Consider the following 26,173-nt stretch of genomic DNA (forward strand, 5'->3'; position numbering starts at 1 on the left):
CGAAAGCCTCATGCGAAAGCATGGGGCTTTTTGCTTTGCATGCTATAAATAAATTGCTGCTATTCCACCCAATTTTCATATCAGTCCTCAATGCGCATCGCAAAGATCACGTAATAATTCCTGTCCAAGCGTAATTAAGGTCCCCCGTTTAAAAATTAATCCGTTGTGTGATTTCTCACACTATCTGGATGCATTTTCGCCTTATTTCTCTCATGTTATGGTTCGTTCACTTTAGAAACCATTCAAAAAGTAGGTGAAATAACATGAGTAATAAACATAAAGAAACAGGTTTTGAAGGTTATGCTACTGGGGAAGTAAGTTCCTTATTGGCAAAAATAGACTTCAACACGGAAATTAAAGATATATCGGGAAATAGCAATATTGATAAAGTTTCAGATAATGTTTTTCTGACTAAAAATAATATTGGGCAGGACGGTTATTTTGAAAGTGGCACTATTTCTTTGGTGAAAGATAGTTTTCTTTTTTCTGACTCGCGTGATTTTAGCCTGTCATTCTGGATTAAAACCGGTACCGCTAATGATGGAGTTATTATATCTAATAAAGACTGGCGGAATGGTTCGAATATTGGTTGGTTGATTGGGGTGAATAAAGACTATTTGGTCTGCAACTGGAAAGACGAATCCAGGTCACGCCAGGATATCGGTGCTGAACAAAACATCAAGGTTGCTGATAATCAGTGGCACCATATTGCGGTCACTTTTGAACGCAGGGGCGATGCTACATTCTATAAGGATGGAGAGCAAGTTTATGCCATTGATATTTCCAATGCAGGTGATATTGATAGTGGCTATGCAACGGTCATTGGTGCTGATGCTTTAGGTCAATATCCTTTGAATGGCTGCCATCTGGATGAGTTTGAAATCTATGATAAGGTATTATCTCATGAAGTAATCAGACAAAAATTTCATGATTTAAAAGACAAGTTACAGAAGCCATTGGCACTATTAATGAATTTTGAAGGGGACCTGAAAGATAGTTCAGGTACCGGTAGTGATGGAATTGCAACCGGGAATATTAGCTTCGTTCGCGGCTTTGATGGGCAAGCGCTCAGGCTGGCCAAGTCCTATATTACCCTGCCACAAAGTGATTTGTTACCGGCGTTAGACGGTGACTTCAGTGTTTCATTCTGGATTAAGACGAATGCGCAGTATGAAGGCGTTATATTTTCGAACAAAGATTGGAGTGTTGGCGCCAACATCGGTTGGGTCATCGGCATTAGTGGCAAGAACCTGCATTGGAACTGGAAAGGAGCCTATGGCAGCCGGCTAGACGTAAGTGATATTCCAGTCGCTGACTTTAAATGGCACCATATTGCCATTACACAGGATAGACGTGGAGACGCGATTTTTTATCTGGATGGCAAGGAGCAAAAACGGGTTTCTATCGCGGGTCGTGGTCACACCAATACTCATCTGGACTTTAATATCGGTGCCGACGGACTGGGTAAGTATAGCCTGGAAAATGCTTTACTCGACCGTGTTCAGATATCCAACAATATTATCCCCCCTCAGCAAGTTCAACGGGAATATGAAACCTATTACCAACAGCTTGTTCCAACGCTTAAAACCCTTCACTACTCGTTCGATGGTTCTTTGAATGAAAGCACAGATAAAGAATACCACGCAGTAGCTCATGGCAAAGAGACGTACGCTGCCAGTTTTGCAGGCAGCGCATTTTCGTTCGACGGTAAAACTTTCATCACCGTTCCCAATGCAGAATTACAAAATGATTTAGCCGGTGATTTCAGCCTGTGTTTTTGGATCAACACCCCTGCGGTGAATCAAGAACAAACGATTATTGCGAATAAAGACTGGAACAGTGGTGGTAACCCAGGCTGGCAGGTGGGGATCCATGAAAATACGCTGAGCTGGAACTGGAAGGGTAGCAATGCGGGCCGCTATGATCTTGGCACAGAACGTCCGATCCATATGGCAGATGGCCGGTGGCACCAGATCACGGTGAGCCACGATCGTACCGGCAATGCTTATTTTTATAAAGACGGTGTATTGCAACAACAGATTGATATTCGCTCTTCGGGTGATACGACAACCGCATTGGATATCTCTATCGGCGCAGATGCTAAAGGGCAATATCGCCTAAGCGATAAAACACAGATTGATGAATTGAGGATTATCAATCGGGCTGTCAGTGCGCAAGAGGCGTTGGCATTCTATGAGGAATACCGCGATCTGGTCGTAAAACCGCTAACAGAGAAATTTAACGGTAGTCTGAAGCTTGTCGGTGCACAACAAACGGTTCCAGACTCTGCGTTCTCGCTGAACTTACATTTACGTACCGAAAATATGATTAATGTGATTGATGAGTTTGTCAGCGAGCTTCATTACGACCCGTCATCATTTGCATTTATTGAAGCTATCGGTAGAGATATCTCGGTGCAGGGTGCGGCGGACGGAGTCTTGAAAATCACCGGCTATGGCGGCCAGACCTTCAATAACATTGCTCCCCTCGACTGGCAAAAAACAAAAATGGGGGAGTTACGCTTTAAAACCACAGCGGCGTCAGGTGCTGGCGAATTCTCTTTGTTAAACAGCCAGTTTTATGAAAATGGTCGCTTATATCAGATTGGTTCGCTGGATACGGCAACGCATCGTGTGGCTATTAATGCGGCGTCTTCCCTTGATCGTAACCGAGATGGTGTAATCACCTTGGCTGATATTATTGGTGCACCGATTGAGCAACAGGCACACATTGCGCAGCAACTTGCTTTTATGCCCTATAAACGCGTGTTGTTTATTGGCATGGATGGTGCTGGTGCCAGTGTGAGTACCCAGGCGCCTTATTGGCCTTCAGTAACGGCGACAAAAGAAACGGTCGGTGACCGACTGCAGATTCCGTGTTTACGACAAATGATCGAGCAAGGAGCGGTGACTTACACGGCCCAATCAGTGATGCCATCCGATTCGGGGCCAAACTGGGGGGCAATACTGACTGGCGTGGAAACCCAAAAGCACGGGGTAACCAATGGCGTTGCGGCCGAGAGTTATTACCCGGAGAACAGTAGCTACCCTACCTTGTTTAAACGGCTGCGCCAGGCGATGCCAAACCGCCGGCTTGCGGCTTACGTTTCCTGGGATGCCATTGCCAATAGTCTGATTGAACCCTCTCTCGGGGTGGAGTGCGTCAAAGATTATGACGAGGCCATAGTGAACAAGGCCGTAGCTTATATCGCCAGCGGTAAGTTGAAAGATACCGCCTTTATGATGGTTCATCTGAGCAATATCGACCTGGCAGGGCATGTTAATGGTTATTATGGTCCTAAGTACTATCAGGCATTGACCGCTGCGGATAGACAAATAGCCCCCTTGCTAGCCGAGTTGGATCGACAGGGGTTACGTGAAGACACCCTGGTGATTGTCTCACCCGATCACGGTGGCGGCACTGAGCAAGCCGATGGACGCCAAACTCAGAACTTTGGTCACGGACAGAACTCTGCCATGGCACGCACCATCTTTATCTCGGCGAATGGCCGAACCGTTGCCAGAGAACCCGTAGGTGAGAAAATTGTGTCGGGGGGCTCGACCAAAGATATTGCAGGGATGGTATTCCATGCTTTGAATATTCCCTACGCCCGCAATGAGGCTGGGTTACGCAATATGTTCGTGGCACAGGAGCAGCTATCAGATACCAGCCTGCCTGAATGGGTGATGACCAAAGTGGTGAGTACGCCTTCTCACAGCGTGGGTAGCTATCAGTTGGCACTGAAAAATAGCGGCAAAGATCTCTGTGCCGGTGATGTGACCATTGAGTTGAACAATACTCTGCTGGAACAGGTTACTCCTCAGTTGGCTGGTATTACCTTATTGCGCCAGGAGATTACCGCAGAAACCTTGCGTTTGGTGTTTATCGCTGAACAGCCTTTGCCCGCCGGGCAGACATTATTTACCTTCAAGACGCGCAGGCATTCGCCCCAGCAAGGGCTCCATATCAAGGATGCGATGCTTGCCACCCCGCAAGGGCGTGAGATCCTGCCGAAATTGACAGAACAGACACTGTCGCAAGAGGATCCCTCAGGTATCACGCTGAACCAGGAGAGAGTTACGCTGGAAGTCGGTCAAGAGTTTACCTTGGTTGCCGCGATTAAGGCGGTGAGCCCAGGCAAGTTGAACTGGGAAAATGCGGATAAAAATGTCGCCGACCTGCAAGTCAATGAAACGTCATGCGCTGTTAAAGCGCTTCATCCTGGCCTGACGAAAATTACGGTCACCAGTGCTGATGGTGCCTATTCTGCCTATTGTGACGTGACGGTGGTCGCGGCTTTCAGCTTGGATAATCAGGGGTTCACCGACAAGAGCCGTTGGTTACTGGGTGCGGCAACGCCGGGCAGTACGCTTGAGGTCACCACTGACAATGGGGCATCGATGAGCGGTTTGGTGGCTGATGATGGGCGTTTCAAGCTTGAGTTACCGCCATTGCTGGAACATTCCCAACTTTATATCCAGGAACGTTATCCGCATGGCATCAAAGGAGTGAAACACCAGTTTGAGGTGCGACCAAGCTATAACCTGCTGTGGGATATTGACGCCAAGGCCAGTGCCAGCAGCATATGGTTTAAGCAGCCACAGTATACGGCCGATAAAACCATTGATGGTGATGCCGGGAGCCGCTGGGCTTCTCATAACGTTCCGCTTCCAGCATGGCTTGTTGTGGATTTTGGGGATGAGATTAATTTCGATCTGGTGCAGATCAAGGAGTATGAATCTCGGGTTAGCGCCTTCACCCTTGAAGTCTTGCAAAATGGGCAGTGGTTATCGGTTTATCAGGGAACGACCCTCGGCCAGAATGCCAAACTTTATTTCCCGCGCGTTAGAGCATCGCAAGTTCGGCTGAATATTAGCGCGGCGAGTGACTTACCTTCCATCTACGAGCTGCAAATTTTTGATACTGAAAAGCCGCCGGTTCGAGAGATAGGCGATGCAGCACTGATTGAGCTGGAAGCCAGAAAAAGTTTCGATTTCTTCTGGGAGAGGGCAAATAGCGATCCTGCCAGCCCAGGCTACGGTCTGGTCAACGATTCCAGTAAATTGCAGGTTTGCAATGTGGCGCAGGTTGGTTTCGCCCTGTCGGCAATTACGGTGGGTGTTGATAACGGTTGGATCACCAGAGAACAAGGTGCTGCCCGCACTCTGGGGACGCTGAATATGCTGCTGAACAATGCTGAGCAGCATAAAGGCTTCTTCTACCACTTCCTGGATAAGCTGACCGCGAAACGCGTCTGGACTTCTGAGCTTTCGACCATTGATACTACGCTGGCGCTGAATGGGGTGATTGTTGCCGGGGAATACTTCGGTGGCGAAATAAAACAAATGGCCGACCAGATTTATCACAAGGTTGAGTGGCCATGGTTCCGTGATGCGAAAACCAATCGGTTTTATATGGCCTGGAAACCGGAAAATGGCGGCGGGTTCAATGAGAGATATCTATGGGCGGGTCCGGTTGAGCAGGCCAGTATGTATGTGCTGGCGGCGGGTTCGCCGACGCATCCGGTTAGCGGTGATATGTTCTACAGCATCGGTCGTGACAAGCGTTCTTATCGCGGCAGTAAACCGGTATTTGATACGTACTTTGGCTCCAGTTTTACCAATCAGTTCTCAAATGCCTGGATCGATTTCCGCGGCAAGGTTGATAAGGTGGGCGATGACTGGTTTAACGACGCGGTACTCAATTCGCAAATCAGTCGCCAATACAGCATTGATGAACAGGACAGCTTCAAGACCTTTGGTCCTGATTCATGGGGCTTATCTGCGGGCCAGGGGCCGGATGGCGACTATCATGGCAACTTTGGTGCGCCACCGGCAACTGCGGCTAATACCGATGGCACCATGGTGCTCTCCGGCGCGGTAGGTGCGGTGGTATTTACGCCAAAAGAATCACTGGCCGCGATGCAAAACTATTACAGAAATCACCCCTATACCTGGGGTAAGTATGGATTTAACAGTGGGTATAACCTGGATGTTACGCCGTATTGGTATGCCTCTTCGGTTAACGGATTGGAGAAAGGGATTAGCATCGTTATGCTTGAAAACTATCGTACTGGCATCATTTGGCGGCTGTATATGCGCAATGAGGCGATTAAGCGAGGTATTGCCGCCATTGGCTTGATGGAAAAAGAATAATGCCAGCGGCAGTGAAGAACCTATTGGCTTAGGTGCAGTAACAGTGGGTTCAGCATGCTGAACCCACTGATTTATTTTTAATGCGAGCTGCCCTGGGAAATTCCCAGCCCGGTTTGCGAACGAACAAACTGGGCACGGAAGCGTTCACGCTCCTGCTGCCCGGCCAATGAACTGTCGGTAACCGAGAACAGCCAGGTGCCGACAAAGGCGACCAGCATTGAGAACAACGCCGGATATTCATAAGGGTAAATGGCTTTTTCATGCCCAAGGATTTGCACCCAAATCGTCGGGCCAAGGATCATCAGGATCACCGCCGTCAGCAGGCCTAACCAACCTCCAATCATGGCGCCGCGAGTGGTCAGGCGTGACCAGTACATCGAAAGAATGATAATCGGGAAGTTACAACTGGCAGCGATAGAGAACGCCAGCCCGACCATAAAGGCGATGTTCTGTTTCTCAAACAAAATCCCCAGCGCAATTGCCACGACGCCCAGGATCACCACGGTAATTTTGGACACCCGCAGTTCATCGCGTTCAGTTGCCTTACCATTTTTAATCACGCTGGCGTACAAATCGTGAGATACCGCAGAAGCCCCTGCCAGCGTCAGGCCGGCAACCACCGCCAGAATAGTGGCGAAGGCGACCGCCGAGATAAAGCCCAGGAAGAAGTTACCGCCGACGGCGTTGGCCAAATGCACCGCTGCCATATTGGTGCCACCCAACAGCGCTCCGGTAGCGTCTTTGAACGCCGGATTAGGGCCGACTAACAAAATTGCGCCGAAGCCGATAATAAAGGTCAGGATATAGAAGTAACCGATAAAACCGGTGGCATAGAACACACTTTTGCGGGCTTCTTTGGCGTCGCTGACGGTAAAGAAACGCATCAGAATATGCGGCAGGCCGGCGGTACCAAACATCAGTGCCAACCCCAGCGAAAGCGCAGAAATAGGGTCAGAGACCAGGCCGCCCGGGCTCATGATAGCTATGCCTTTCGGATGTACCTTCACGGCTTCGGCAAACAGGGTATTGAAGTCAAAATTGACCGACCTCATCACCATCAGCGCCATAAAGCTGGCACCGGCCAGTAACAGCACCGCTTTGATAATCTGTACCCAGGTGGTTGCCAGCATGCCGCCGAACAAGACGTACAACACCATCAGGATCCCGACCAGGATCACCGCCACATGGTAGTTGAGACCGAACAACAACTGAATGAGCTTACCGGCCCCCACCATCTGTGCAATCAGATACAGCGCGACCACCACCAGTGAACCGCAGGCCGAGAGCGTGCGGATGGGTTTTTGCTTCAGGCGGTAAGAGGCCACATCGGCAAAGGTATAACGGCCAAGGTTGCGCAGGCGTTCCGCAATCAGGAACAAAATGATCGGCCAACCTATCAGGAAGCCGATTGAATAAATCAGTCCGTCATAACCGGAGGTATACACCAGTGCGGAAATACCCAGGAAAGAAGCGGCTGACATAAAGTCGCCGGCAATCGCCAGACCGTTCTGCAGGCCAGTGATTTTGCCGCCGGCGGTGTAGTAGTCCTGGCGTGAACGAGTCCGTTTGGAAGCCCAGTAAGTGATGTACAGCGTGGCGCCGACAAACAGCACGAACATCACGATCGCCTGAATGTTCAACGGCTGGCGATGTACTTCGCCACTAATGGCATCGGCAAAAGCCAGGCCCGGCAGCATCAGCAGGGCGGCGACAGACAATAAAGGCTTCATTTCTTCACCTCACGCAAAATTTCTGCAGTCAGGCGATCGAACTCGCCGTTGGCACGGAAGACGTAGATCCCGGTCAACACGAAAGAGATCACGATCAGGCCGACACCTACCGGGATCCCGCGGGTAATGGTCGATCCTTCAGCGATCGGTGTGCCCAGCCACTGTGGATCGAAAGCGATCAATAAAATAAAGCTGACGTACAGCGCCAGTGTAATCAGTGAAAGCAGCCAGGCGAATCGGCTACGTTTTCGCACCAGTTCTATAAAGCGCGGGTTTTCCTCAATCCCTTGATAAATGGTGTCATTCATCAGAGCATCTCCAGTAGGTATTGATAGAGTACGCCGCGCTTGACGCCGATCACCGGGTTATTTTCCCGCGGATCGGCCTGAGGCGGCGGAAATTACGACGGAACTTTCATTGATTGTTTTTCTTCCAACAGCTTGTCGACTACGGCCGGATCCGCCAGCGTTGAGGTATCACCCAAATTGCTGGTATCACCGGCGGCAATTTTGCGCAGGATGCGGCGCATGATCTTGCCGGAGCGCGTTTTTGGCAGAGAGTCTGTCCAGTGCAGCACGTCCGGCGTGGCGATCGGTCCTATTTCTTTACGTACCCAGTTACGTACTTCGGTATATAGCTCAGGCGTCGGTTCTTCACCGTGATTCAGCGTGATATAGGCGTAAATCGCCTGGCCCTTGATGTTATGTGGAATACCGACCACCGCCGCTTCGGCAATTTTCGGGTGGGAGACTAGGGCCGACTCGATCTCGGCGGTCCCCAGACGGTGGCCAGACACGTTAAGTACGTCATCGACACGGCCAGTGATCCAGTAATAGCCGTCTTCGTCACGGCGTGCGCCATCACCGCTGAAATACATGCCTTTAAAGGTGGAGAAGTAGGTTTGTTCGAAACGATCGTGGTCGCCGAACAGCGTGCGAGCCTGGCCTGGCCAGGAGTCGGTGATCACCAGGTTGCCTTCACAGGCGCCCTCCTGCACAGTGCCGATATTATCGACCAGCGCCGGTTGAACACCAAAGAACGGTCGCGTCGCGGAACCGGCTTTCAACTCGGTGGCACCGGGCAGTGGGGTGATCATAAAGCCGCCGGTTTCGGTCTGCCACCAGGTGTCGACGATCGGGCATTTGCCGTTGCCGATTTTATTGTAATACCACTCCCAGGCTTCCGGGTTGATCGGCTCGCCGACCGACCCCATGATGCGCAGTGAGTCGCGTTGGGTGCCTTCGATAGCTTTGTCACCTTCGGCCATCAGGGCACGAATGGCGGTAGGGGCGGTATACAGGATATTGACCTGGTGTTTGTCTATCACCTGTGACAGACGGTTAACGCCAGGGTAGTTAGGCACCCCTTCAAACATCAGGGTAATGGCACCGCAGGCCAATGGGCCGTACAGCAGATAGCTGTGGCCGGTGACCCAACCGACGTCGGCGGTACACCAGTACACGTCACCGTCGTGGTAATCGAAGACATATTTAAAGGTCATGGCGGCATACACCAGATAACCGCCGGTGGTGTGCAACACGCCCTTGGGTTTACCGGTTGAGCCGGAGGTATAAAGGATAAACAGCGGGTCTTCCGCATTCATCTCTTCCGGTGGACAGTCGGCGGAAACACCCTGGGTCAGTTCATGCCACCACAGATCGCGGCCTTCCTGCCAGTAACCCGGTTTGCCGGTACGCTGGAACACGACGACGTTGGTGACGCTTTTCACGCCTGGGTTTTTCAGCGCGTCATCGACATTTTTCTTCAGCGGAACAGCGCGCCCGGCACGCAGGCCTTCGTCGGCGGTGATAACCAGTTTGGAGTTGGAGTCGATAATGCGCCCGGCCACGGCTTCCGGCGAGAAACCGCCAAAGATCACCGAATGTACGGCCCCGATGCGGGCGCAGGCCAGCATGGCGACCGCGGCTTCCGGCACCATTGGCATATAGATAGCCACGACGTCGCCTTTCTTGACGCCCAGTTTTTTCAGTACGTTGGCGAATTGGCAGACATCATGGTGCAGCTGTTTATAGGTCACCTGTTTTGACTGGGTGGGATCGTCACCTTCCCAGATAATGGCGGTTTGGTCGCCGCGTTCGGCCAGGTGGCGATCGAGGCAGTTGGCTGCCAGGTTCAGGGTGCCGTCTTCAAACCAGCGAATGCTGATATGGCCCGGATCGAATGAGGTGTTTTTTACCCGGGTATAAGGTTTTATCCAGTCGAGGATTTTTCCCTGCTCACCCCAGAACGTTTCTGGGTCTTGCACAGATTGTTGATAATATTGTTGATATTGCGTCGGATTAATCAGGGCGTGTTCTGCAATTGCAGAAGGAATAGCGTGTTTATGCACTTGGCTCATGGCTTTTCTCCTTGAAGTTGTTAATGATATGTCAACTGAAGGTTAAGTATAGTTTGCTCCGATTCTTTGTTTCTTTTTTGGGCGGCAGATCACGCAACGAAGATATTGATTTGTAATAGTTCTGCCTCATTTGTGTGGGGCATCTGCCAGCTTGGCGGGAGAAAACGGTTAGATAGGAAGTTTTAGTCAGAAAACGCTATCTAAAGAACTAAAAAGAATAACCAATTCGGTACATGAAGGTACTTTTAAAGATAATAGCTAATTAAAAAACCGCATTAAATCGTTGTTAAACTATTTAGGAATATAGTTTGGCTGCATTGCTATAAGTAAAGCTCCTGGGCATTTTTTTAATTAAATAGAATGTTGCTGCATTAGGCTGTCACTATCATTATTTTTCATTTTAAAAACCCACGTGCAACATAATATTTACATTACCATCGGACTAAATATGCAGGATTAGCGAAAGTTAACGCACTTTCATTTGGCTTAAAACGTCTGGCCTCGGGTGGTTTTGTGATGTGTCTCACATAAAATTATGCTTTTAATAACAGTAAATTATGCCTGTTAAGATTGGAAATCAGATTCCGAATGGGCCGTGATTAACATAAAAACCAGCTAAAACAAGGCTTGCAGAGCATGCGGTCCAAATGGTACAGATTTAGACAGCGGCACACTGAGGGCAGGTGATCGCCTCCTGGTTATTAACATAAGCCTGTATTAAATGATTAAGTATTCTTTTCGGCGCGTTATTATAAATGTGCCGAAAAGAGTCTTTGAGGACTTTTTGGGTATGAAGAGTGTAAAAATCAGTCTTGCCTGGCAAATTATGATGGCATTGGCGTTGGGCATTATTGTTGGGGCGGTGCTCCATAATCAAACTGAATCACGAGAGTGGTTAGTCAGTAATATTCTAAGCCCGGCCGGTGATATATTTATCCGCCTGATTAAGATGATTGTGGTGCCGATCGTTATTTCTACGCTGGTGGTGGGTATTGCCGGGGTCGGGGATGCGAAAAAGTTAGGCCGGCTCGGGTTGAAAACCATTATTTACTTCGAGGTGATCACCACTATCGCTATCGTGGTGGGTCTGACGTTGGCCAATGTTTTTCAACCCGGTCATGGCATCGACATGTCGACGCTGACTGCGGTGGATATCTCGCAGTATGAAAAAACCACCGAGCAGGTGCAAAGTGGCTCGCACAGCCTGGTTGCCACCATTCTGTCGTTGATCCCGTCAAATATCTTCGCCTCGATGGCGAAAGGCGACATGCTGCCGATTATCTTCTTCTCGGTGCTGTTTGGCCTGGGTCTGTCGTCACTGCCAAAAGAAACCAAAGAGCCATTGCTGAAGGTGTTTAAAGCGGTTTCCGAAAGCATGTTTAAAGTTACGCATATGATTATGCGTTATGCGCCGATTGGGGTGTTTGGTCTGATTGCAGTGACGGTGGCCAACTTTGGCTTCGCCTCGTTGTTACCCCTGGCCAAACTGGTACTGCTGGTGTACTTCGCGATTGTCTTCTTTGCATTGGTGGTACTGGGGGCGGTCGCCCGTTTCTGTAACCTGCGTATCTGGACGCTGATCCGTATCCTGAAGGATGAACTGATCCTGGCCTTTTCCACCGCCAGTTCGGAAACGGTGTTGCCGCGTATCATTGAAAAGATGGAGGCTTACGGCGCGCCGAAGGCGATCACCAGCTTTGTGGTACCGACCGGTTACTCCTTCAATCTGGACGGTTCAACGCTGTATCAGAGCATTGCCGCCATCTTTATTGCACAGCTGTATGGGATTGAGCTGTCTCTGGGCCAGGAGATTGTGCTGGTGGTGACGCTGATGCTTACCTCCAAGGGGATTGCCGGCGTGCCGGGGGTTTCCTTTGTGGTGCTGTTGGCGACGTTGGGAAGCGTGGGGATCCCGTTAGAGGGTCTGGCGTTTATCGCCGGCGTAGATCGAATTCTGGATATGGCGCGGACCGCACTCAACGTGGTGGGCAATGCGCTGGCGGTGCTGGTGGTAGCAAAATGGGAACACCAGTTCGACAGTAAAAAGGCGTTGGCCTTCGAGAAAGAATTCTTCTCCGGTAAGGCCAGGCAGATAACAGACTCTTAATCGCTTTTGGGCGAGATCGAGATGATAAAAAACCCGTTATCAGACGGGTTTTTTTATCATCTACCTCAGGATCAGCAGGAAGGTGCAGAACCCTGAGCCGGCAGGAAGCGCAGCGGATCCAATGCGGTGGCACGATAACGGATCTGGAAGTGCAGCATCACCTTGTCGGTACCTGTGCTGCCCATGGTGGCAATTTTCTGTCCGGCTTTCACTTCCTGGGCATTGCGAACCAACAGGGTATTGTTGTGGGCATAGGCACTGATGTACTCATCATTGTGTTTGATCATAATCAGATTGCCATAACCCCGCAGTTGGTTACCGACATACACCACCCGTCCTTTGGCTGCGGCAAATACTGGTTGCCCGCGGTTACCGGCGATATCGATGCCTTTATTGCCCCCGTCGGCCGTCGAATACTTGCTGATAATGTTGCCCTGGGTTGGCCAGCGCCAGCATTTGATACTGCTGCGGATCGGCGGTGCAACGGCTGCAATCTGGCTGGTTGACTGTGTTTTGCGGGTCTTGCCTTTCTTTGCCGTCGCGTTATTTAACGCCAGCTTTTGGCCAATCTCGAGGTTGTAGGGTTTGGGGATTTTATTGCGCCGCGCCAACTCGCTGACTTCACTGTTGGTGATCCAGGCAATATAGAACAGAGTATCGCCACGTTTGACGGTATAGGTGTTGCCGTTATAGCTGCCTCTGGCCAACCGATCATAATCACGGTCATAGCTGTTCGATTTCTTTCCGGAGCCGCACCCCAGTAATCCCAAACTGATTACGCACACGGCAATCAGCCGCCATACAGCGAATGTGCTTCCCATACTCAAATATCGTCCTTAAACGTCGTCGCGCTCTATTGTGATCTGCCTATAGTAACATCAACGGTCAGGTGGTCAAAAACGCCGCCATGGACTAAATTCTGCCGGGCTAAAGCAGCAGGTTTTGCCGTTCGGCTCAATAATGTTCATGGATTGGGAACAGCTAATATGCAAGAAACCTTAACGCTCTCCGGTTATCTGGTACTGGCAGCCACGCTATTAGTGGCTTATGTGATCTTCGGCATCGCCGGTTTTGGTTCTGCGTTAGTCGCCAGTCCGATAATGGCGCTTTATATGCCGGTGGCAAAAATCGTCCCGTTGCTGGCCCTGCTGGATATGTGCGCGGCTATTGTTAACGTCAGTCGCGACGGGCGGAACGCTCAATGGCCTGAATTAAGAAGGCTGGTCCCATTGATGATTATCGGCAGCCTGTTGGGGGCGGCGATCCTGCTGAAGACTCGACCCGAAATTCTGTTGCTGGCGCTGGGGATTTTTGTAGTGTTCTACGCGCTCTATTCACTCAGTGGTTTAAAGCCCGCTCGGCAATTTTCACCCAGGGCGGCGGTGCCTTTTGGTTTGGTTGGGGGGATATTCAGCGCACTATTTGGCAGCGGCGGCTTTATTTATGCCATCTATCTCAGCGGCCGGATCGAGAAAAAAGAAGCTTTCCGCATCACCCAAACCACGTTGATTGGCATGAGTACCCTGACTCGGGTGGTCATTTTTGCTGTGGCTGGTGTTTATCTGGACGTTGATTTATTACTGTTGGCGCTAGCGCTGGTGCCGGGCATGCTGGTGGGGATTACGTTGGGCCGTTACTTCACGCTGAAAATGTCGCGTGAGCAATTCCTCAAGCTCATCAATGTGATCTTGTTGGCTTCTGGCGCTATGTTGATTGTTAAGTACTTTAGTTGACGGCGATGGCGGGGCGAAGCTGAACCCCAACGGTTATAGCTCACCAGACTGCCCTCGACGATATGCCAATGGATGGGTTTTTGAGGCAGAAAAAATTTCCGAATATCGTTGAGTATTCGTATGAAAATTAGATGGATAATTGTTTTTAGACTGAATGCTTGATTGTGCAAATAATATTATTCTACGGATGTTTTTATACATAAGTAACGTATGCATCGGTATCGATTATTTTTGTTGGCTGGCAAGTTGATAATGCACCACCTATAACTAGCTGGGTGTTTAATTCATAATATTGTAAGCGTGCTAACAATTCAGGATCCATTAATATCCAATTGATAGGGTGTTTATTTAAGGAATGTGAAAAATCTTAACTGGCGGTGATTGAAAACATAGAACATGAAATTTTGGATAAGATACGTTGCTTTTTTATTGTAAAAATACAGTAAAAATAGTGTGTTGTGCGTGAGTTGTTTGTGGGTGGTCGGGGCGTTACAAGGCTTGATTTTATTATTGTGAACAATGAGGTGATCTTGTTTTTCCTGCTTTTCCCGTAATTCTAACTGGTTGAAAATAATATTTATAACCGGTGATGAGGTAGTGGTGAATTAGGGTTGTGAGGGGGTGGTTCGCGTGAGGATATATCACTGAGTTAATTCTAAAACGGAATTTGCACTTTTTAAATTAGATTCTAGTCTGAATTAGAACCTAATTTAACATCTCCACTACTTCCTATGGGAGAGTGTCATGAGCAAACCGATCAAGAATATCGTCATCGTGGGCGGCGGCACTGCGGGCTGGATGTCCGCTTCTTATCTCGTCCGGGCGCTCCAGCAGCAGGCGAACATTACGCTCATCGAATCTGCGACGATCCCCCGGATCGGTGTGGGCGAGGCGACCATCCCGAGTTTGCAGAAGGTGTTCTTCGACTTCCTCGGGATACCGGAACAGGAGTGGATGCCTCAGGTGAACGGCGCGTTCAAGGCCGGCATCAAGTTCGTGAATTGGAGAACGTCTCCCGACCGCTCGCACAACGATTACTTCTACCATTTGTTCGGCAATGTGCCGAGCTGCGACGGTGTGCCGCTTACCCACTACTGGCTGCGCAAGCGCGAACAGGGTTTTCAGCAGTCGATGGCGTACGCCTGCTACCCGCAGCCTGGGGCGCTCGATGGCAATCTGGCACCGTGCCTGCATGACGGCACCCGTCAGATGTCCCACGCGTGGCACTTCGACGCGCACTTGGTGGCCGATTTCTTGAAGCGCTGGGCCGTCGATCGCGGGGTGAACCGAGTGGTCGACGAAGTCGTGGAGGTTAACCTGAACGAGAACGGCTTCATCTCCAGCCTGTTCACCAAAGAGGGCCGGAAGCTGGAGGCGGATCTGTTCATCGACTGCTCAGGCATGCGGGGGCTGTTGATCAACCAGGCTCTGAAAGAGCCCTTCATTGACATGTCCGACTACTTGTTGTGCGACAGCGCGGTCGCCACTGCCGTACCCAACGACGACGAGCAAGTGGGGGTCGAACCCTATACCTCCTCGATCGCCATGAACTCGGGGTGGACCTGGAAGATTCCGATGCTGGGTCGGTTCGGCAGTGGCTACGTCTTCTCGAGCAAGTTCACCTCCCGCGACCAGGCCACCACCGACTTTCTCAACCTCTGGGGCCTCTCGGACAATCAGCCGCTCAATCAGATCAAGTTCCGGGTCGGGCGTAACAAGCGGTCGTGGGTCAACAACTGCGTCTCTATCGGGCTGGCGTCGTGCTTTTTGGAGCCCCTGGAATCGACGGGGATCTACTTCATCTACGCGGCGCTGTACCAACTCGTGAAGCACTTCCCCGACACCTCGTTCGATCCGCGGTTGGCCGACGCGTTCAACGCCGAGATCACCTACATGTTCGACGACTGCCGAGACTTTGTCCAAGCGCACTATTTCACTTCGTCACGTGAAGACACGCCGTTCTGGCTTGCGAACCGGCACGACCTGCGGCTCTCCGACTCCATCAAAGAGAAGGTTGAACGCTACAAGGCGGGGCTGCCGTTGACCACCACGTCGTTCGACGATTCCACCTACTATGAGACCTTCGACTTCGAATTCAAGAACTTCTGGTTGAACGGAAACTACTACTGCATCTTTGCCGGCCTGGGCATGCTGCCCGACCGGTCGCTGCCGCTCTTGCAATTGCGACCGGAGTCGATCGAAAAGGCCGAGGTGATGTTCGCCCGTATTCAGCGTGAGGCCGAACGTCTGCGGGCGAGCCTGCCGACGAACTATGACTACCTGCGGTCGCTGCGCGAGCGCGGAGCGGGGCTGTCTCGACCCGGGCCGACGCCCGCGTCGCCGGAGAGCCGGTAGTGGAGCGCGCCCTGGACCGGGCATGCGTATTCGCCGCCACGCACGCTGCCGTGGCAGCCTGCGATCCGCTGCAGGCTCGCTCGCTCGTTTTGCAACTGCCGGGCCTGAACCGTAACAAGGACGTGCCCGGTATCGTCGGTCTGTTGTGTGAGTTCCTCCCGGTGCGCGGCGTGCCTTCCGGTTGGGGCTTCGTTGAAGCCGCCGCCGCGATGCGGGACATTGGGTTCTTCCTGGGGTCGCTCAAGCGGCACGGACACGAGCCCGTGGACATGGTGCCCGGGCTCGAGCCGGTGCTGCTCGATCTGGCGCGGATGACCGACCTGCCGCCGCGTGAGACGCTCCTGCATGTGACAGTCTGGAACCCCGCGGCGGCCGACGCGCAACGGAGCTACACCGGGCTCAGCGACGAAGCGCACCTGCTCGAGAGCGTGCGCATCTCGATGGCGGCCCTCGAGGCGGCCATCACGGTGACCGTCGAGCTGCACGACGTCCCCTTGAGGTCGCCCGCGTTCGCGCAAGGGTGCGACGACCTGGCAGCCTATCTGCAAAAAATGGTCGAATCGATTGTCTACGCGTACCGCTTCATCTCGCCGCAGGTCTTCTACGATGAGCTCCGCCCCTTCTATGAACCGATCCGCGTCGGGGGCCAGAGCTACCTTGGCCCCGGTGCCGTAGAAATGCCCCTCTTCGTGCTGGATCACGTCCTGTGGGGCTCGCAATCGGACCACCAGGCTTATCAAGAATTCAAAGAGACGTACCTGCCCTATGTACTTCCCGCGTACAGGGCGGTCTACGCTCGGTTCGCCGGGAAGCCGTCGCTCGTCGACCGTGCGATCGGCGAGGCGCGAGTAGGTGCGCAGGGCGAACCCGTGCGGGCCGGGCTGGCGGCCCTCAACCGGATCTTCGTGATCCTGCTGCGCTTCCGGGCACCTCATGTTCAATTGGCGGAGCGGGTGTACGAAGCCGGGCGAAGCGGCCCGGCAATCGGCAGTGGAGGGTACGCGCCCAGCATGCTCGGCGATCTGGTCACGCTCACGCTTGCCGCGCGCTCCCGCATTCGCACCGCTCTCAACGAGTTCTGACGCGTACGGCCATCTGTTCCATCTCATTAAGGAGATTTGCCCTCATGACTCAGAACAGCCCAGCGAACGGGCGCGATAACAACCACTTCGACGTGATCATCCTCGGCTCGGGCATGTCCGGCACCCAGATGGGGGCTATCCTGGCCAAACAGCAGTTTCGCGTGCTGATCATCGAGGAGTCGTCGCACCCGCGGTTCACCATCGGCGAATCGTCGATTCCCGAGACGTCTCTAATGAACCGTATCATCGCCGATCGCTACGGCATTCCGGAGCTCGACCACATTACGTCGTTCTACTCGACGCAGCGTTACGTCTCGTCGAGCACGGGCATTAAGCGCAACTTCGGCTTCGTGTTCCACAAACCCGGCCAGGAGCACGACCCGAAGGAGTTCACACAGTGCGTCATCCCCGAGTTGCCCTGGGGACCGGAGAGCCATTATTACCGGCAAGACGTCGACGCCTACCTGTTGCAAGCCGCCATTAAATACGGCTGCACGGTCCACCAGAAGACTAAAGTGACCGAATACCACGCCGATAAAGACGGCGTCGCGGTGACCACCGCCGAGGGCGAACGGTTCACCGGGCGGTACATGATCGACTGTGGGGGCCCGCGCGCGCCGCTCGCGACCAAGTTCAATCTCCGCGAAGAGCCGTGTCGCTTCAAGACGCACTCGCGCAGCCTCTACACGCACATGCTCGGGGTCAAGCCGTTCGACGATATTTTCAAGGTCAAGGGGCAGCGCTGGCGCTGGCACGAGGGGACCTTGCACCACATGTTCGAGGGCGGCTGGCTCTGGGTGATCCCGTTCAACAACCACCCACGGTCGACCAACAACCTGGTGAGCGTCGGCCTGCAGCTTGATCCGCGTGTCTACCCGAAAACGGACATCTCCGCGCAGCAAGAGTTCGACGAGTTCCTCGCGCGGTTCCCGAGCATCGGGGCGCAATTCCGCGACGCTATGCCGGTGCGTGACTGGGTCAAGACCGACCGCCTGCAGTTCTCGTCGACCACCTGCATCGGCGATCGCTACTGCCTGATGCTGCACGCGAACGGGTTTATCGATCCGCTCTTCTCCCGGGGGCTCGAGAACACTGCGGTGACCATCCACGCGCTCGCGGCGCGCCTCATCAAGGCGCTGCGCGACGATGACTTTTCCCCTGATCGCTTCGAGTACATCGAACGCCTGCAGCAAAAGCTTTTGGACCACAACGACGACTTCGTCAGCTGCTGCTACACGGCGTTCACCGACTTCCGCTTGTGGGACGCGTTCCACAGGCTGTGGGCAGTCGGCACGATCCTCGGGCAGTTCCGGCTCGTGCAAGCCCACGCGAGGTTCCGTGCTTCGCGCGACGAGGGTGACCTCGATCATCTCGACAACGACCCCCCGTACCTCGGGTACCTGTGCGCAGACATGGAGGGGTACTACCAGTTGTTCAACGACGCCAAAGCCGAGATCGAGGCGGTAAGCGCCGGGCTCAAACCGACCGGGGAGGCCGCGGCGCGGATCCACGCCCTCATCGACGAACGAGACTTCGCCAAGCAGATGTTCGGTTTCGGGTACTGCATCACCGGGGACAAGCCGCAGCTCAACAACTCGAAGTACAGTCTACTGCCGGCGATGAAGCTGATGCACTGGACACAAACCAGCGCGCCGGCAGAGGTGAAAAAGTACTTCGACTACAACCCGATGTTCGCGCTGCTCAAGGCGTACATTACGACCCGTATCAGCTTGACTCGTAAGAAGTAATCGGCCGTCGAGGACACAAAAATGATGAGCGACATTCAATGGGTTCAAACGAGCGTCGAGGAGCATCCTTCGAGGCTGTACGACGCGACCACGAGCGTGGCCGCGAGTTGGTACGTCGCGATGCGTTCGGACGACCTCAAGGATAAGCCGACGGAGTTGATGCTCTTCGGCCGTCCGTGCGTGGCGTGGCGTGGCGCGACGGGGCAGGCCGTGGTGATGGATCGCCACTGCTCGCACCTCGGCGCGAACCTGGCCGACGGGCAGGTCAAGGACGGGTGCATCCAGTGCCCGTTTCATCACTGGCGGTACGACGAGCAGGGCCAGTGCGTTCATATCCCCGGTCACAACCAGACGGTGCGCCGGCTGGAGCCCGTGCCGCGCTCGGTGCGCCAGCCGACGTGGGTCACCGCCGAGCGATACGGCTACGTGTGGGTCTGGTACGGCTCCTCAGAGCCGCTGCACCCGCTGCCCGAAATCGCCGCAGCCGACGTCGACAACGGCGACTTTATGCACCTGCACTTCGCATTCGATACGACGACGGCTGTCTTGCGGATCGTAGAGAACTTCTACGACGCGCAACACGCGTCCCCCGTGCACGAGCTCCCGATCTCGGCCTTCGAACTCAAGCTGTTCGATGATTGGCACCCGTGGCCGGAGGTTGAGTCTCTGGCACAGGCGGGCGCGTGGTTCGGTGCCGGGATCGACTTCACCGTGGACCGGTATTTCGGGGCCTCCGGCATGCTGGCACGTGTGCTCGGCCTGAATATGTCGCAGATGAACCTGCACTTCGATGGCTACCCCGGCGGGTGCGTCATGACCGTCTCCCTGGACGGAGACTTCAAATACAAGCTGCTCCAGTGTGTGACGCCGGTGAGCGACGGCAAGAATGTCATGCACATGCTCATCTCGATCAAGAAGGTGGGGGGCGTCTTGCGCCGCGCGACCGACTACGTGCTGTTCGGGCTGCAGACCCGACAGGCGGCAAAGTTCGACGTTAAAATCTGGAACGGGATGAAGCCGGACGGCGGCGGCGCGTACAGCAAGTACGATAAGCTCGTGCTCAAGTACCGTGCGTTCTACCGGGGCTGGGTCGACCGCGTTGCGAGTGAGCGGTGATGCGTAAGTCGGTGCCGCTTTTTCCGAGGCATTCGTGACTGTCTGGCTGTTGCAACTGGTGCTGGTGATCGCGCTCTGCAACGTCTGCGGCCGCATTGCCGAACGGCTCGGCCAGTGCGCGGTCGTCGGCGAGATCGCAGCCGGTTTGCTGTTGGGTCCTTCGCTGTTGGGCGTGATCGCACCGAATTTTTACGATGGGTTGTTCGGCCCACACAGGCTGTCGGCGATGGGGCAAGTCGGTGAAGTCGGCCTGATACTGCTGATGTTTCAGGTGGGTCTGCATATGGAGTTGGGCGAGACGCTGCGCGACAGGCGTTGGCATATGCCCGTCGCGATCGCCGTGGGTGGGCTCGTCGTACCGGCCGCGATCGGCATGATCGTCGCCACTGTCTCGAAAGACATGCTCGCCAGCGATGCGCCGGCGCTGCCCTATATACTCTTCTGCGGTGTCGCGCTTGCGATATCAGCGGTACCGGTGATGGCGCGCATCGTCGACGACCTGGGGCTCAACGCCATGGTGGGCGCACGGCACGCCATGTCTGCCGCGATGCTGACGGATGCGCTCGGATGGATACTGCTTGCAACTATTGCTTCGCTATCGAGCGGGCCTGGTTGGGCATTTGCGCGCATGCTCGTCAGCCTGCTCGCGTATCTGGTGTTGTGCGCGTTCCTGGTGCGCTTCGTGGTTCGACCGATGCTTGTGCGGCTCGCATCGACTGCGCATGCGGCGCGCGACCGCTTGGCCGTGTTGTTATGTTTCGTCATGGCGTCGGCACTCGCGACGTCGCTCATCGGATTTCATAGCGCATTTGGCGCACTTGCGGCGGCGCTGTTCGTGCGGCGCGTGCCCGGTATTGCAAATGAGTGGCGGGAGAACGTCGAAGGTTTTGTCAGGCTGGTGCTGATGCCGGTGTTTTTCGCGTATGCGGGGCTGCATGCGTCAATAGGCACGATCGACGACGCGGCATCGTGGATGTGGTTCGGCGTATTCCTCGCGGGCGGATTCATCGGCAAGTTCGGCGGCAGTTATCTGGGCGCGCGTGCCACCGGGCTTGAGCCACGCGATGCGATGTTGGTGAGCTCGCTGATGAATACGCGCGGCTTGATGGAGCTCATCGTCCTGTCAATCGGTCTGCAGATGCAGATCCTTCCGCCAAAGGTCTATACGATCCTCGTGGTGTTCGCGCTGGTGACGACGGCGCTGACCGTACCGCTGGTTCGATTCACGCTGCGTGTGCAATTGCGCGCGACGCCGGCAATCCCGGACGCCGATAAGTGACGCGCATCTGGCAGAAAGCAAAAAACCCGCCATAGGCGGGTTCTTCTAAATAGGGTGCCCGGACTCGGACAACCGGCGTTTACGCCGAGTTGAACAACGCTTTAGCGTTGGCCCGCAGGGTGAGGTCTTTGGCCGAATAATCGAACCTGTTCGATGAAGAGTCCTATCCCTGAAAGCAAAAAACCCGCCATAGGCGGGTTCTTCTAAATATGGTGCCCGGACTCGGAATCGAACCAAGGACACGGGGATTTTCAATCCCCTGCTCTACCGACTGAGCTATCCGGGCAACGCGCAGCATTAAACCGTATTGGCCGAAGGCAGTCAACGGCTTTATGAATGAAATTAGGTAAAACGCGTCTGGTTGCTGGCTTTTCGGTCAAAGGGCGCAAAAATTGCGCCGGGTTGGCCTAAATTCTGCGACGGCGCTATACCGTCGCACACTGAATTAGCTTAATGCCCCGTTTCTGCGGCACTGAGCTACCTGCAAGATGTCTTCTGCCAGCCGCTTGGCCACGGAAACGTCCTGTAGCTGACGTTTTACCAGCAGTTTGCTCAGGCAACCCTCCTGAATCAGCTCCATCTGTTGTGCCACCATATCGGCGTCGTCGGCATCCATTTCACGCAGTAAATCGCGCGTCAGATCCAGTGACGTCAGCTTCTGTTGCTCAGCCAGTTGGTGGATCGGGTGATCCACTTCAGGAAAGAAGCTGCAGGCAGCGATAAACAAACAGCCGGGATAGCGGTCGTGTTTGACGTATTCTTCCAAAACGTCATAGCGCGCCAGCAGCTTTTGTTGCGGGCTCAGGTTTTCGTCCAGCAGCAACTGGCGACGCCAGGTGTCAATTTGCTGACCATGATAGCGCAGGCAGTCATACAGCAGCGCTTCACGATCCGGCCAGAACCGTTTCAGGTCGCCCGGCTGTACATCGAGTTTCTCCGCCAGCATTTCCAATGTGGTGGTCGCCAGGCCCTGTTGTTCCAACAGCCCCAGTGCCGTATCAAGGACGTGTTCACGTTGCACTTGTGCTTCCTCCAAATTCGGTTCCGATCCTCAGTGTTATTTATTGCACCGTTTTCTGCAAATGCGCGTTGAATGCCACTGCATCCATAAATCCGGTAACCCGTTGGCTGGTTAACTCTTGCCCCGTGCCGTTAAAGAACAAAATAGTAGGCAATCCCAGGACTTTCAGGTGCTTAAGGAGCGCAACCTGCTCGCTATTGTTGGCCGTGACATCCGCCTGCAGCAGCACCGTGTTGGCAAGCGCTGCCTGAACGCGTGCATCGCTGAAGGTATACTTCTCGAATTCCTTACAGGCGACGCACCAGTCGGCGTACAGATCAAGCATCACCGGCCTCCCCTGTGCCTGCTGTAGAGCGGCATTGAGTTGATCGACATTACTGACACGTGTGAAGTTCAGGTGCTGTACCGTTGCCTGCTGTGCGCTGCTGGTGCCAAAAGCCCAGTCTTGCAGCGGTCGCGCAGCAATGACGGCAGCCGCCAGCAACAGTAATTGCAATGCCCGTACCCAGCCGCGGGAGGTCTTCAGGCTCAGCGCGAAGGCCCAGCCGAAGAACGTCAGGCCGAGCAGGCTCCACAACCGTAGTCCCCACACATCACCAATCACTCGCTCCAGCAGAAATACCGGCAGCGCCAGGATCACAAAGCCGAAAGCCTCTTTGACATACTGCATCCATGGGCCACTGCGTGGCAACAGACGGTTACCGAACAGGGTCACCAGCACCAGCGGGATGCCCATCCCCAGCGCATACAGATACAAGGTGCCGCCGCCGGCCCACATATTGCCGCTTTGGGCAATGTACAACAGGATGGCGCTAAGCGGCGCGGTGGTGCAAGGGGAGCAAATAAGGCCGGCCAGTGCGCCCATCAGGAACACACCAGGCAGCGAACCGCCTTGTTGAGTGTTGCTCCAGCCCGCCAGGCGGGTTTGCAGCGAAGAAGGTAACTGCAGCGAATACAGACCGAACATCGACAGCGCCAGGGCGATAAACAGCACCGACAGGCCGATGAGCACATACGGATGTTGCAGCGCTGCCTGGAATTGCAAGCCGGCGGCGGCAACCACCAAACCCAGCAAGGTGTAGGTCAGCGCCATGCCCTGCACATAAACCACCGCCAGTGCCAGTATACGCCCGCTGCTGTGCGGCTTTTCACGTCCAAGAATGATGCCGGAAATCAGCGGATACATCGGCAATACGCAGGGGGTGAAAGCAATACCAATGCCAATCAGCAGTGCCCATAGCGGGGAGAATGGCAGGCTGGCCGGCACCGGTTCTTCGGGGGCGCTGACTGGCAGTGCGGTTGTGGCACTTACTGCATCCAGCGGGATCACCCGCGTTTCCGGCGGATAGCAGAAACCTGCTTCGGCGCAGCCCTGATAAGTCACGCTCAGGCTGGCGCCGCTGGTGGCCTGCTGCAGTGGGATTGGCAGATTCAGCTGTTGTTTGAAAATAGAGACTTCGCCGAAGAACTCATCTTTGTGACTCAGCCCGGCCGGCAGCTCAAAGGAGCCTAACTTTGCCTGCTGCGGCACCAGTTTGATTTGCTGGCGATAGAGGTAATAACCGGGGCGAATTTGCCAGTTCAGCGTCAGCTGGTGGTCCTGCTGCTTAAAATCGAAGGCAAAAGCCTGATCGACCGGCACGAATTGATTGCCGCCGTTAGGGGCGAACAGCGATGCCTGAGCCGCCTGTGGCAAAAAAAACAGGCCGCATAGCAGGAATATCAATTTAATGAGGCGTTGATCCATAACAGGTAGTCTTTATCTCCAGCCATCACCGGCAGCACCAGCAGCTCGGGCGTCTGATACGGGTGATGTTGTTTCAGGTAGTTGAGCAGGGCATCTTGATGGCGGCGTTCGCTTTTAAACAGCATTTGCACTTCGTACTCCTGTTCCAGTTTCCCTTCCCAGTAGTATAACGATGATGCGCCGGGCAGCAGCGTGACGCAGGCCGCCAGCTTTTCCCCCAAAACCCGGGCCGCCAGGTCTTGAGCCGTGGCTTCATCGGGTGCGGTGCAGAGTATGACGACAGCTTCGCAATCAGACATCTTCAGCCCTCTCATCGAGATTATCAGTGGGCACTATACCTTGAAGGGCGGTCGGCTAGAAGGCGAGTTTATCGCCAATGGGGCGGGGTAGGGAAACCGGGGCCGCAGCCCCGGCGAAAGCATTACAGCATCACGCTGCCCAGCAGGAAGCCGAACAGCACCGCCAATACCACCCCGATGGTGCCGGGAATAAAGAACGGATGGTTAAACACAAAACGCCCGATGCGCGTGGTGCCGGTGTCATCCATCTGTACCGCGGCGACCAGCGTAGGGTAGGTCGGCAGGATGAACAGGCCGGAGACGGCGGCAAAGGACGCGACGGCGGTCAATGGCGAGACGTTCAGCGCCAGCGCCATTGGCATCAGCGCCTTGGCGGTTGCGGCCTGAGAATATAGCAGCGCCGAGCAGAAGAAGAAGATCACCGCCAGCAGCCACGGATGTGATTGGATCACGGTACCCGCAGTCTCTTTGATCCAGTCGATATTGGCCTGTACAAAGGTGTCGCCCAGCCAGGCCACGCCCAAAATACAGATACAGGCGCTCATACCGGCCTTAAAGGTGCTGGAGTTGAGTACCATATCGGTATCGACTTTGCACAGCAGGGTGGTCAGGGTGGCGACGCTCAGCATGATGATCAAAATCGCGTTGGTGGTGTTCATCAAGGGTTTTGCCACCAGGCCCAGACCCGGGCTGTTGATGATGGCGTAGGCCACCACGCACAGCACCCCCAGCAGGAATAACAGCACCGAGACTTTGGCGCGGGGTTTGATTTCCACAGTCTTGTTGCCGCGCAGGGTGACCAGGCCTTCTTCAAGGCGTTTCTGGTAAACCGGATCGTCAGACAGTTTGGAGTCGAACATCCAGCTCACCAACAGCGACATCAGGACCACGGCGCAGAAGGTAGAAGGCATGACCACCATCAGCAGGTGCAGATAGCTGACGCCGTGACCTTCCATCACTGAGGACATGTAGACCACCGCGGCGGAAATCGGCGAGGCGGTGATGGCAATCTGGGCGGATACCACGGCGGTAGACAGCGGGCGGCAAGGCTTGATGCCCTGTTCTTTCGCCACTTCGGCAATCACGGGCAGTGCGGAAAGCGAAATGTTGCCAGTACCGGCGAAGATAGTCAGAAAATAGGTGACGATCGGTGCCAGAATGGTGATGTGTTTAGGGTTCTTGCGCAGCAGTTTTTCCGTTTGCTGGACCAGATAGTCCATGCCGCCGGCGACCTGCATCGCTGAGATCGCGGCAATCACCGCCATGATGATGGAGATCACGTCGAACGGAATGCTGCCCGGCTTCACGCCAATCAGCGCCAGGACCAGCACCCCCAGCCCTCCTGCAAATCCAATTCCGATACCGCCCAATCTGGCCCCTAAAAAAATGGCCAGCAGAACGATAACCAATTCTACGGCTAACATAGTGTCTACTCCTTAAAA

Annotated in this window: 16 protein-coding genes and 1 tRNA gene; 8 read left to right on the forward strand and 9 right to left on the reverse strand. The window is 54.2% G+C overall.

The annotated features are described in order from the left end of the window. The first annotated feature begins 263 nt into the window (after positions 1-263). Positions 264-6,155: a LamG-like jellyroll fold domain-containing protein gene (locus tag FCL49_RS13540; protein ID WP_174354006.1), complete on the forward strand. Its 5,892-nt coding sequence runs from the start codon at positions 264-266 to the stop codon at positions 6,153-6,155. Between the two features lie 77 nt (positions 6,156-6,232). Here the strand turns inward: FCL49_RS13540 and actP are convergent, their stop codons facing one another. From actP to acs, 3 genes are all read right to left on the reverse strand, one after another. Continuing rightward, positions 6,233-7,885, reverse strand: a complete 1,653-nt coding sequence (gene actP, locus FCL49_RS13545; protein WP_174354007.1) for a cation/acetate symporter ActP — start codon at positions 7,883-7,885, stop codon at positions 6,233-6,235. Beyond that, positions 7,882-8,193, reverse strand: coding sequence for a DUF485 domain-containing protein (locus FCL49_RS13550; RefSeq protein WP_112347862.1), 312 nt, complete (start codon positions 8,191-8,193; stop codon positions 7,882-7,884). Before FCL49_RS13550 ends, actP begins: the two co-directional genes overlap by 4 nt. Positions 8,194-8,285: 92 nt before the next feature. Beyond that, entirely contained in the window at positions 8,286-10,244 is a 1,959-nt protein-coding gene (gene acs / locus FCL49_RS13555; RefSeq protein WP_174354008.1) for an acetate--CoA ligase, read from the reverse strand. A gap of 790 nt (positions 10,245-11,034) precedes the next feature. On the opposite strand from acs, the gene gltP reads away from it, so the two are divergent. Next, positions 11,035-12,351 (forward strand): glutamate/aspartate:proton symporter GltP, encoded by a 1,317-nt coding sequence (gltP, locus tag FCL49_RS13560; RefSeq protein WP_174354009.1) that lies wholly within the window; start codon positions 11,035-11,037, stop codon positions 12,349-12,351. 71 nt (positions 12,352-12,422) lie between these two features. Here the strand turns inward: gltP and actS are convergent, their stop codons facing one another. Further along, a complete protein-coding gene (gene actS, locus FCL49_RS13565) occupies positions 12,423-13,172 on the reverse strand; it encodes an amidase activator ActS (RefSeq protein WP_012004766.1) in 750 nt (249 codons plus the stop codon). A gap of 165 nt (positions 13,173-13,337) precedes the next feature. Between actS and FCL49_RS13570 the strand changes: the two genes are divergently transcribed. The 6 genes from FCL49_RS13570 to FCL49_RS13595 all read left to right on the forward strand — a co-directional run bounded on the left by FCL49_RS13570 (position 13,338) and on the right by FCL49_RS13595 (position 21,664). After that, positions 13,338-14,084, forward strand: coding sequence for a sulfite exporter TauE/SafE family protein (locus tag FCL49_RS13570; RefSeq protein WP_174354010.1), 747 nt, complete (start codon positions 13,338-13,340; stop codon positions 14,082-14,084). A 744-nt stretch (positions 14,085-14,828) separates the two neighbouring features. Beyond that, entirely contained in the window at positions 14,829-16,439 is a 1,611-nt protein-coding gene (locus tag FCL49_RS13575) for a tryptophan halogenase family protein (RefSeq protein WP_174354011.1), read from the forward strand. Beyond that, positions 16,439-17,521, forward strand: coding sequence for a monodechloroaminopyrrolnitrin synthase PrnB family protein (locus FCL49_RS13580; RefSeq protein WP_174354012.1), 1,083 nt, complete (start codon positions 16,439-16,441; stop codon positions 17,519-17,521). Before FCL49_RS13575 ends, FCL49_RS13580 begins: the two co-directional genes overlap by 1 nt. Before the next feature lie 44 nt (positions 17,522-17,565). Beyond that, complete coding sequence (locus FCL49_RS13585; protein ID WP_174354013.1) at positions 17,566-19,269, forward strand: NAD(P)/FAD-dependent oxidoreductase; 1,704 nt, start codon at positions 17,566-17,568, stop codon at positions 19,267-19,269. 21 nt (positions 19,270-19,290) lie between these two features. Continuing rightward, positions 19,291-20,385: a Rieske 2Fe-2S domain-containing protein gene (locus FCL49_RS13590; protein ID WP_217434437.1), complete on the forward strand. Its 1,095-nt coding sequence runs from the start codon at positions 19,291-19,293 to the stop codon at positions 20,383-20,385. Between the two features lie 34 nt (positions 20,386-20,419). Continuing rightward, positions 20,420-21,664 (forward strand): cation:proton antiporter, encoded by a 1,245-nt coding sequence (locus FCL49_RS13595; RefSeq protein ID WP_174354014.1) that lies wholly within the window; start codon positions 20,420-20,422, stop codon positions 21,662-21,664. 210 nt (positions 21,665-21,874) lie between these two features. Here the strand turns inward: FCL49_RS13595 and FCL49_RS13600 are convergent. The 5 genes from FCL49_RS13600 to FCL49_RS13620 form a co-directional block, all read right to left on the reverse strand. Further along, positions 21,875-21,950: transfer RNA gene (locus FCL49_RS13600), tRNA-Phe, on the reverse strand. 159 nt (positions 21,951-22,109) lie between these two features. Beyond that, complete coding sequence (dicD, locus tag FCL49_RS13605) at positions 22,110-22,685, reverse strand: division control transcriptional repressor DicD (protein WP_174354015.1); 576 nt, start codon at positions 22,683-22,685, stop codon at positions 22,110-22,112. 40 nt (positions 22,686-22,725) lie between these two features. Further along, positions 22,726-24,432, reverse strand: a complete 1,707-nt coding sequence (locus tag FCL49_RS13610) for a protein-disulfide reductase DsbD (RefSeq protein ID WP_174354016.1) — start codon at positions 24,430-24,432, stop codon at positions 22,726-22,728. Beyond that, positions 24,408-24,731: a divalent cation tolerance protein CutA gene (cutA, locus tag FCL49_RS13615; protein WP_174354017.1), complete on the reverse strand. Its 324-nt coding sequence runs from the start codon at positions 24,729-24,731 to the stop codon at positions 24,408-24,410. Before cutA ends, FCL49_RS13610 begins: the two co-directional genes overlap by 25 nt. A 122-nt stretch (positions 24,732-24,853) precedes the next feature. Further along, positions 24,854-26,155 carry an anaerobic C4-dicarboxylate transporter gene (locus tag FCL49_RS13620; RefSeq protein WP_174354018.1) on the reverse strand — a complete coding sequence of 434 codons (1,302 nt, stop codon included), beginning with the start codon at positions 26,153-26,155 and terminating at the stop codon, positions 24,854-24,856. Between the last annotated feature and the right edge of the window lie 18 nt (positions 26,156-26,173).

It is taken from the genome of Serratia proteamaculans, assembly GCF_013337185.1.
Taxonomy (GTDB): domain Bacteria; phylum Pseudomonadota; class Gammaproteobacteria; order Enterobacterales; family Enterobacteriaceae; genus Serratia; species Serratia proteamaculans_D.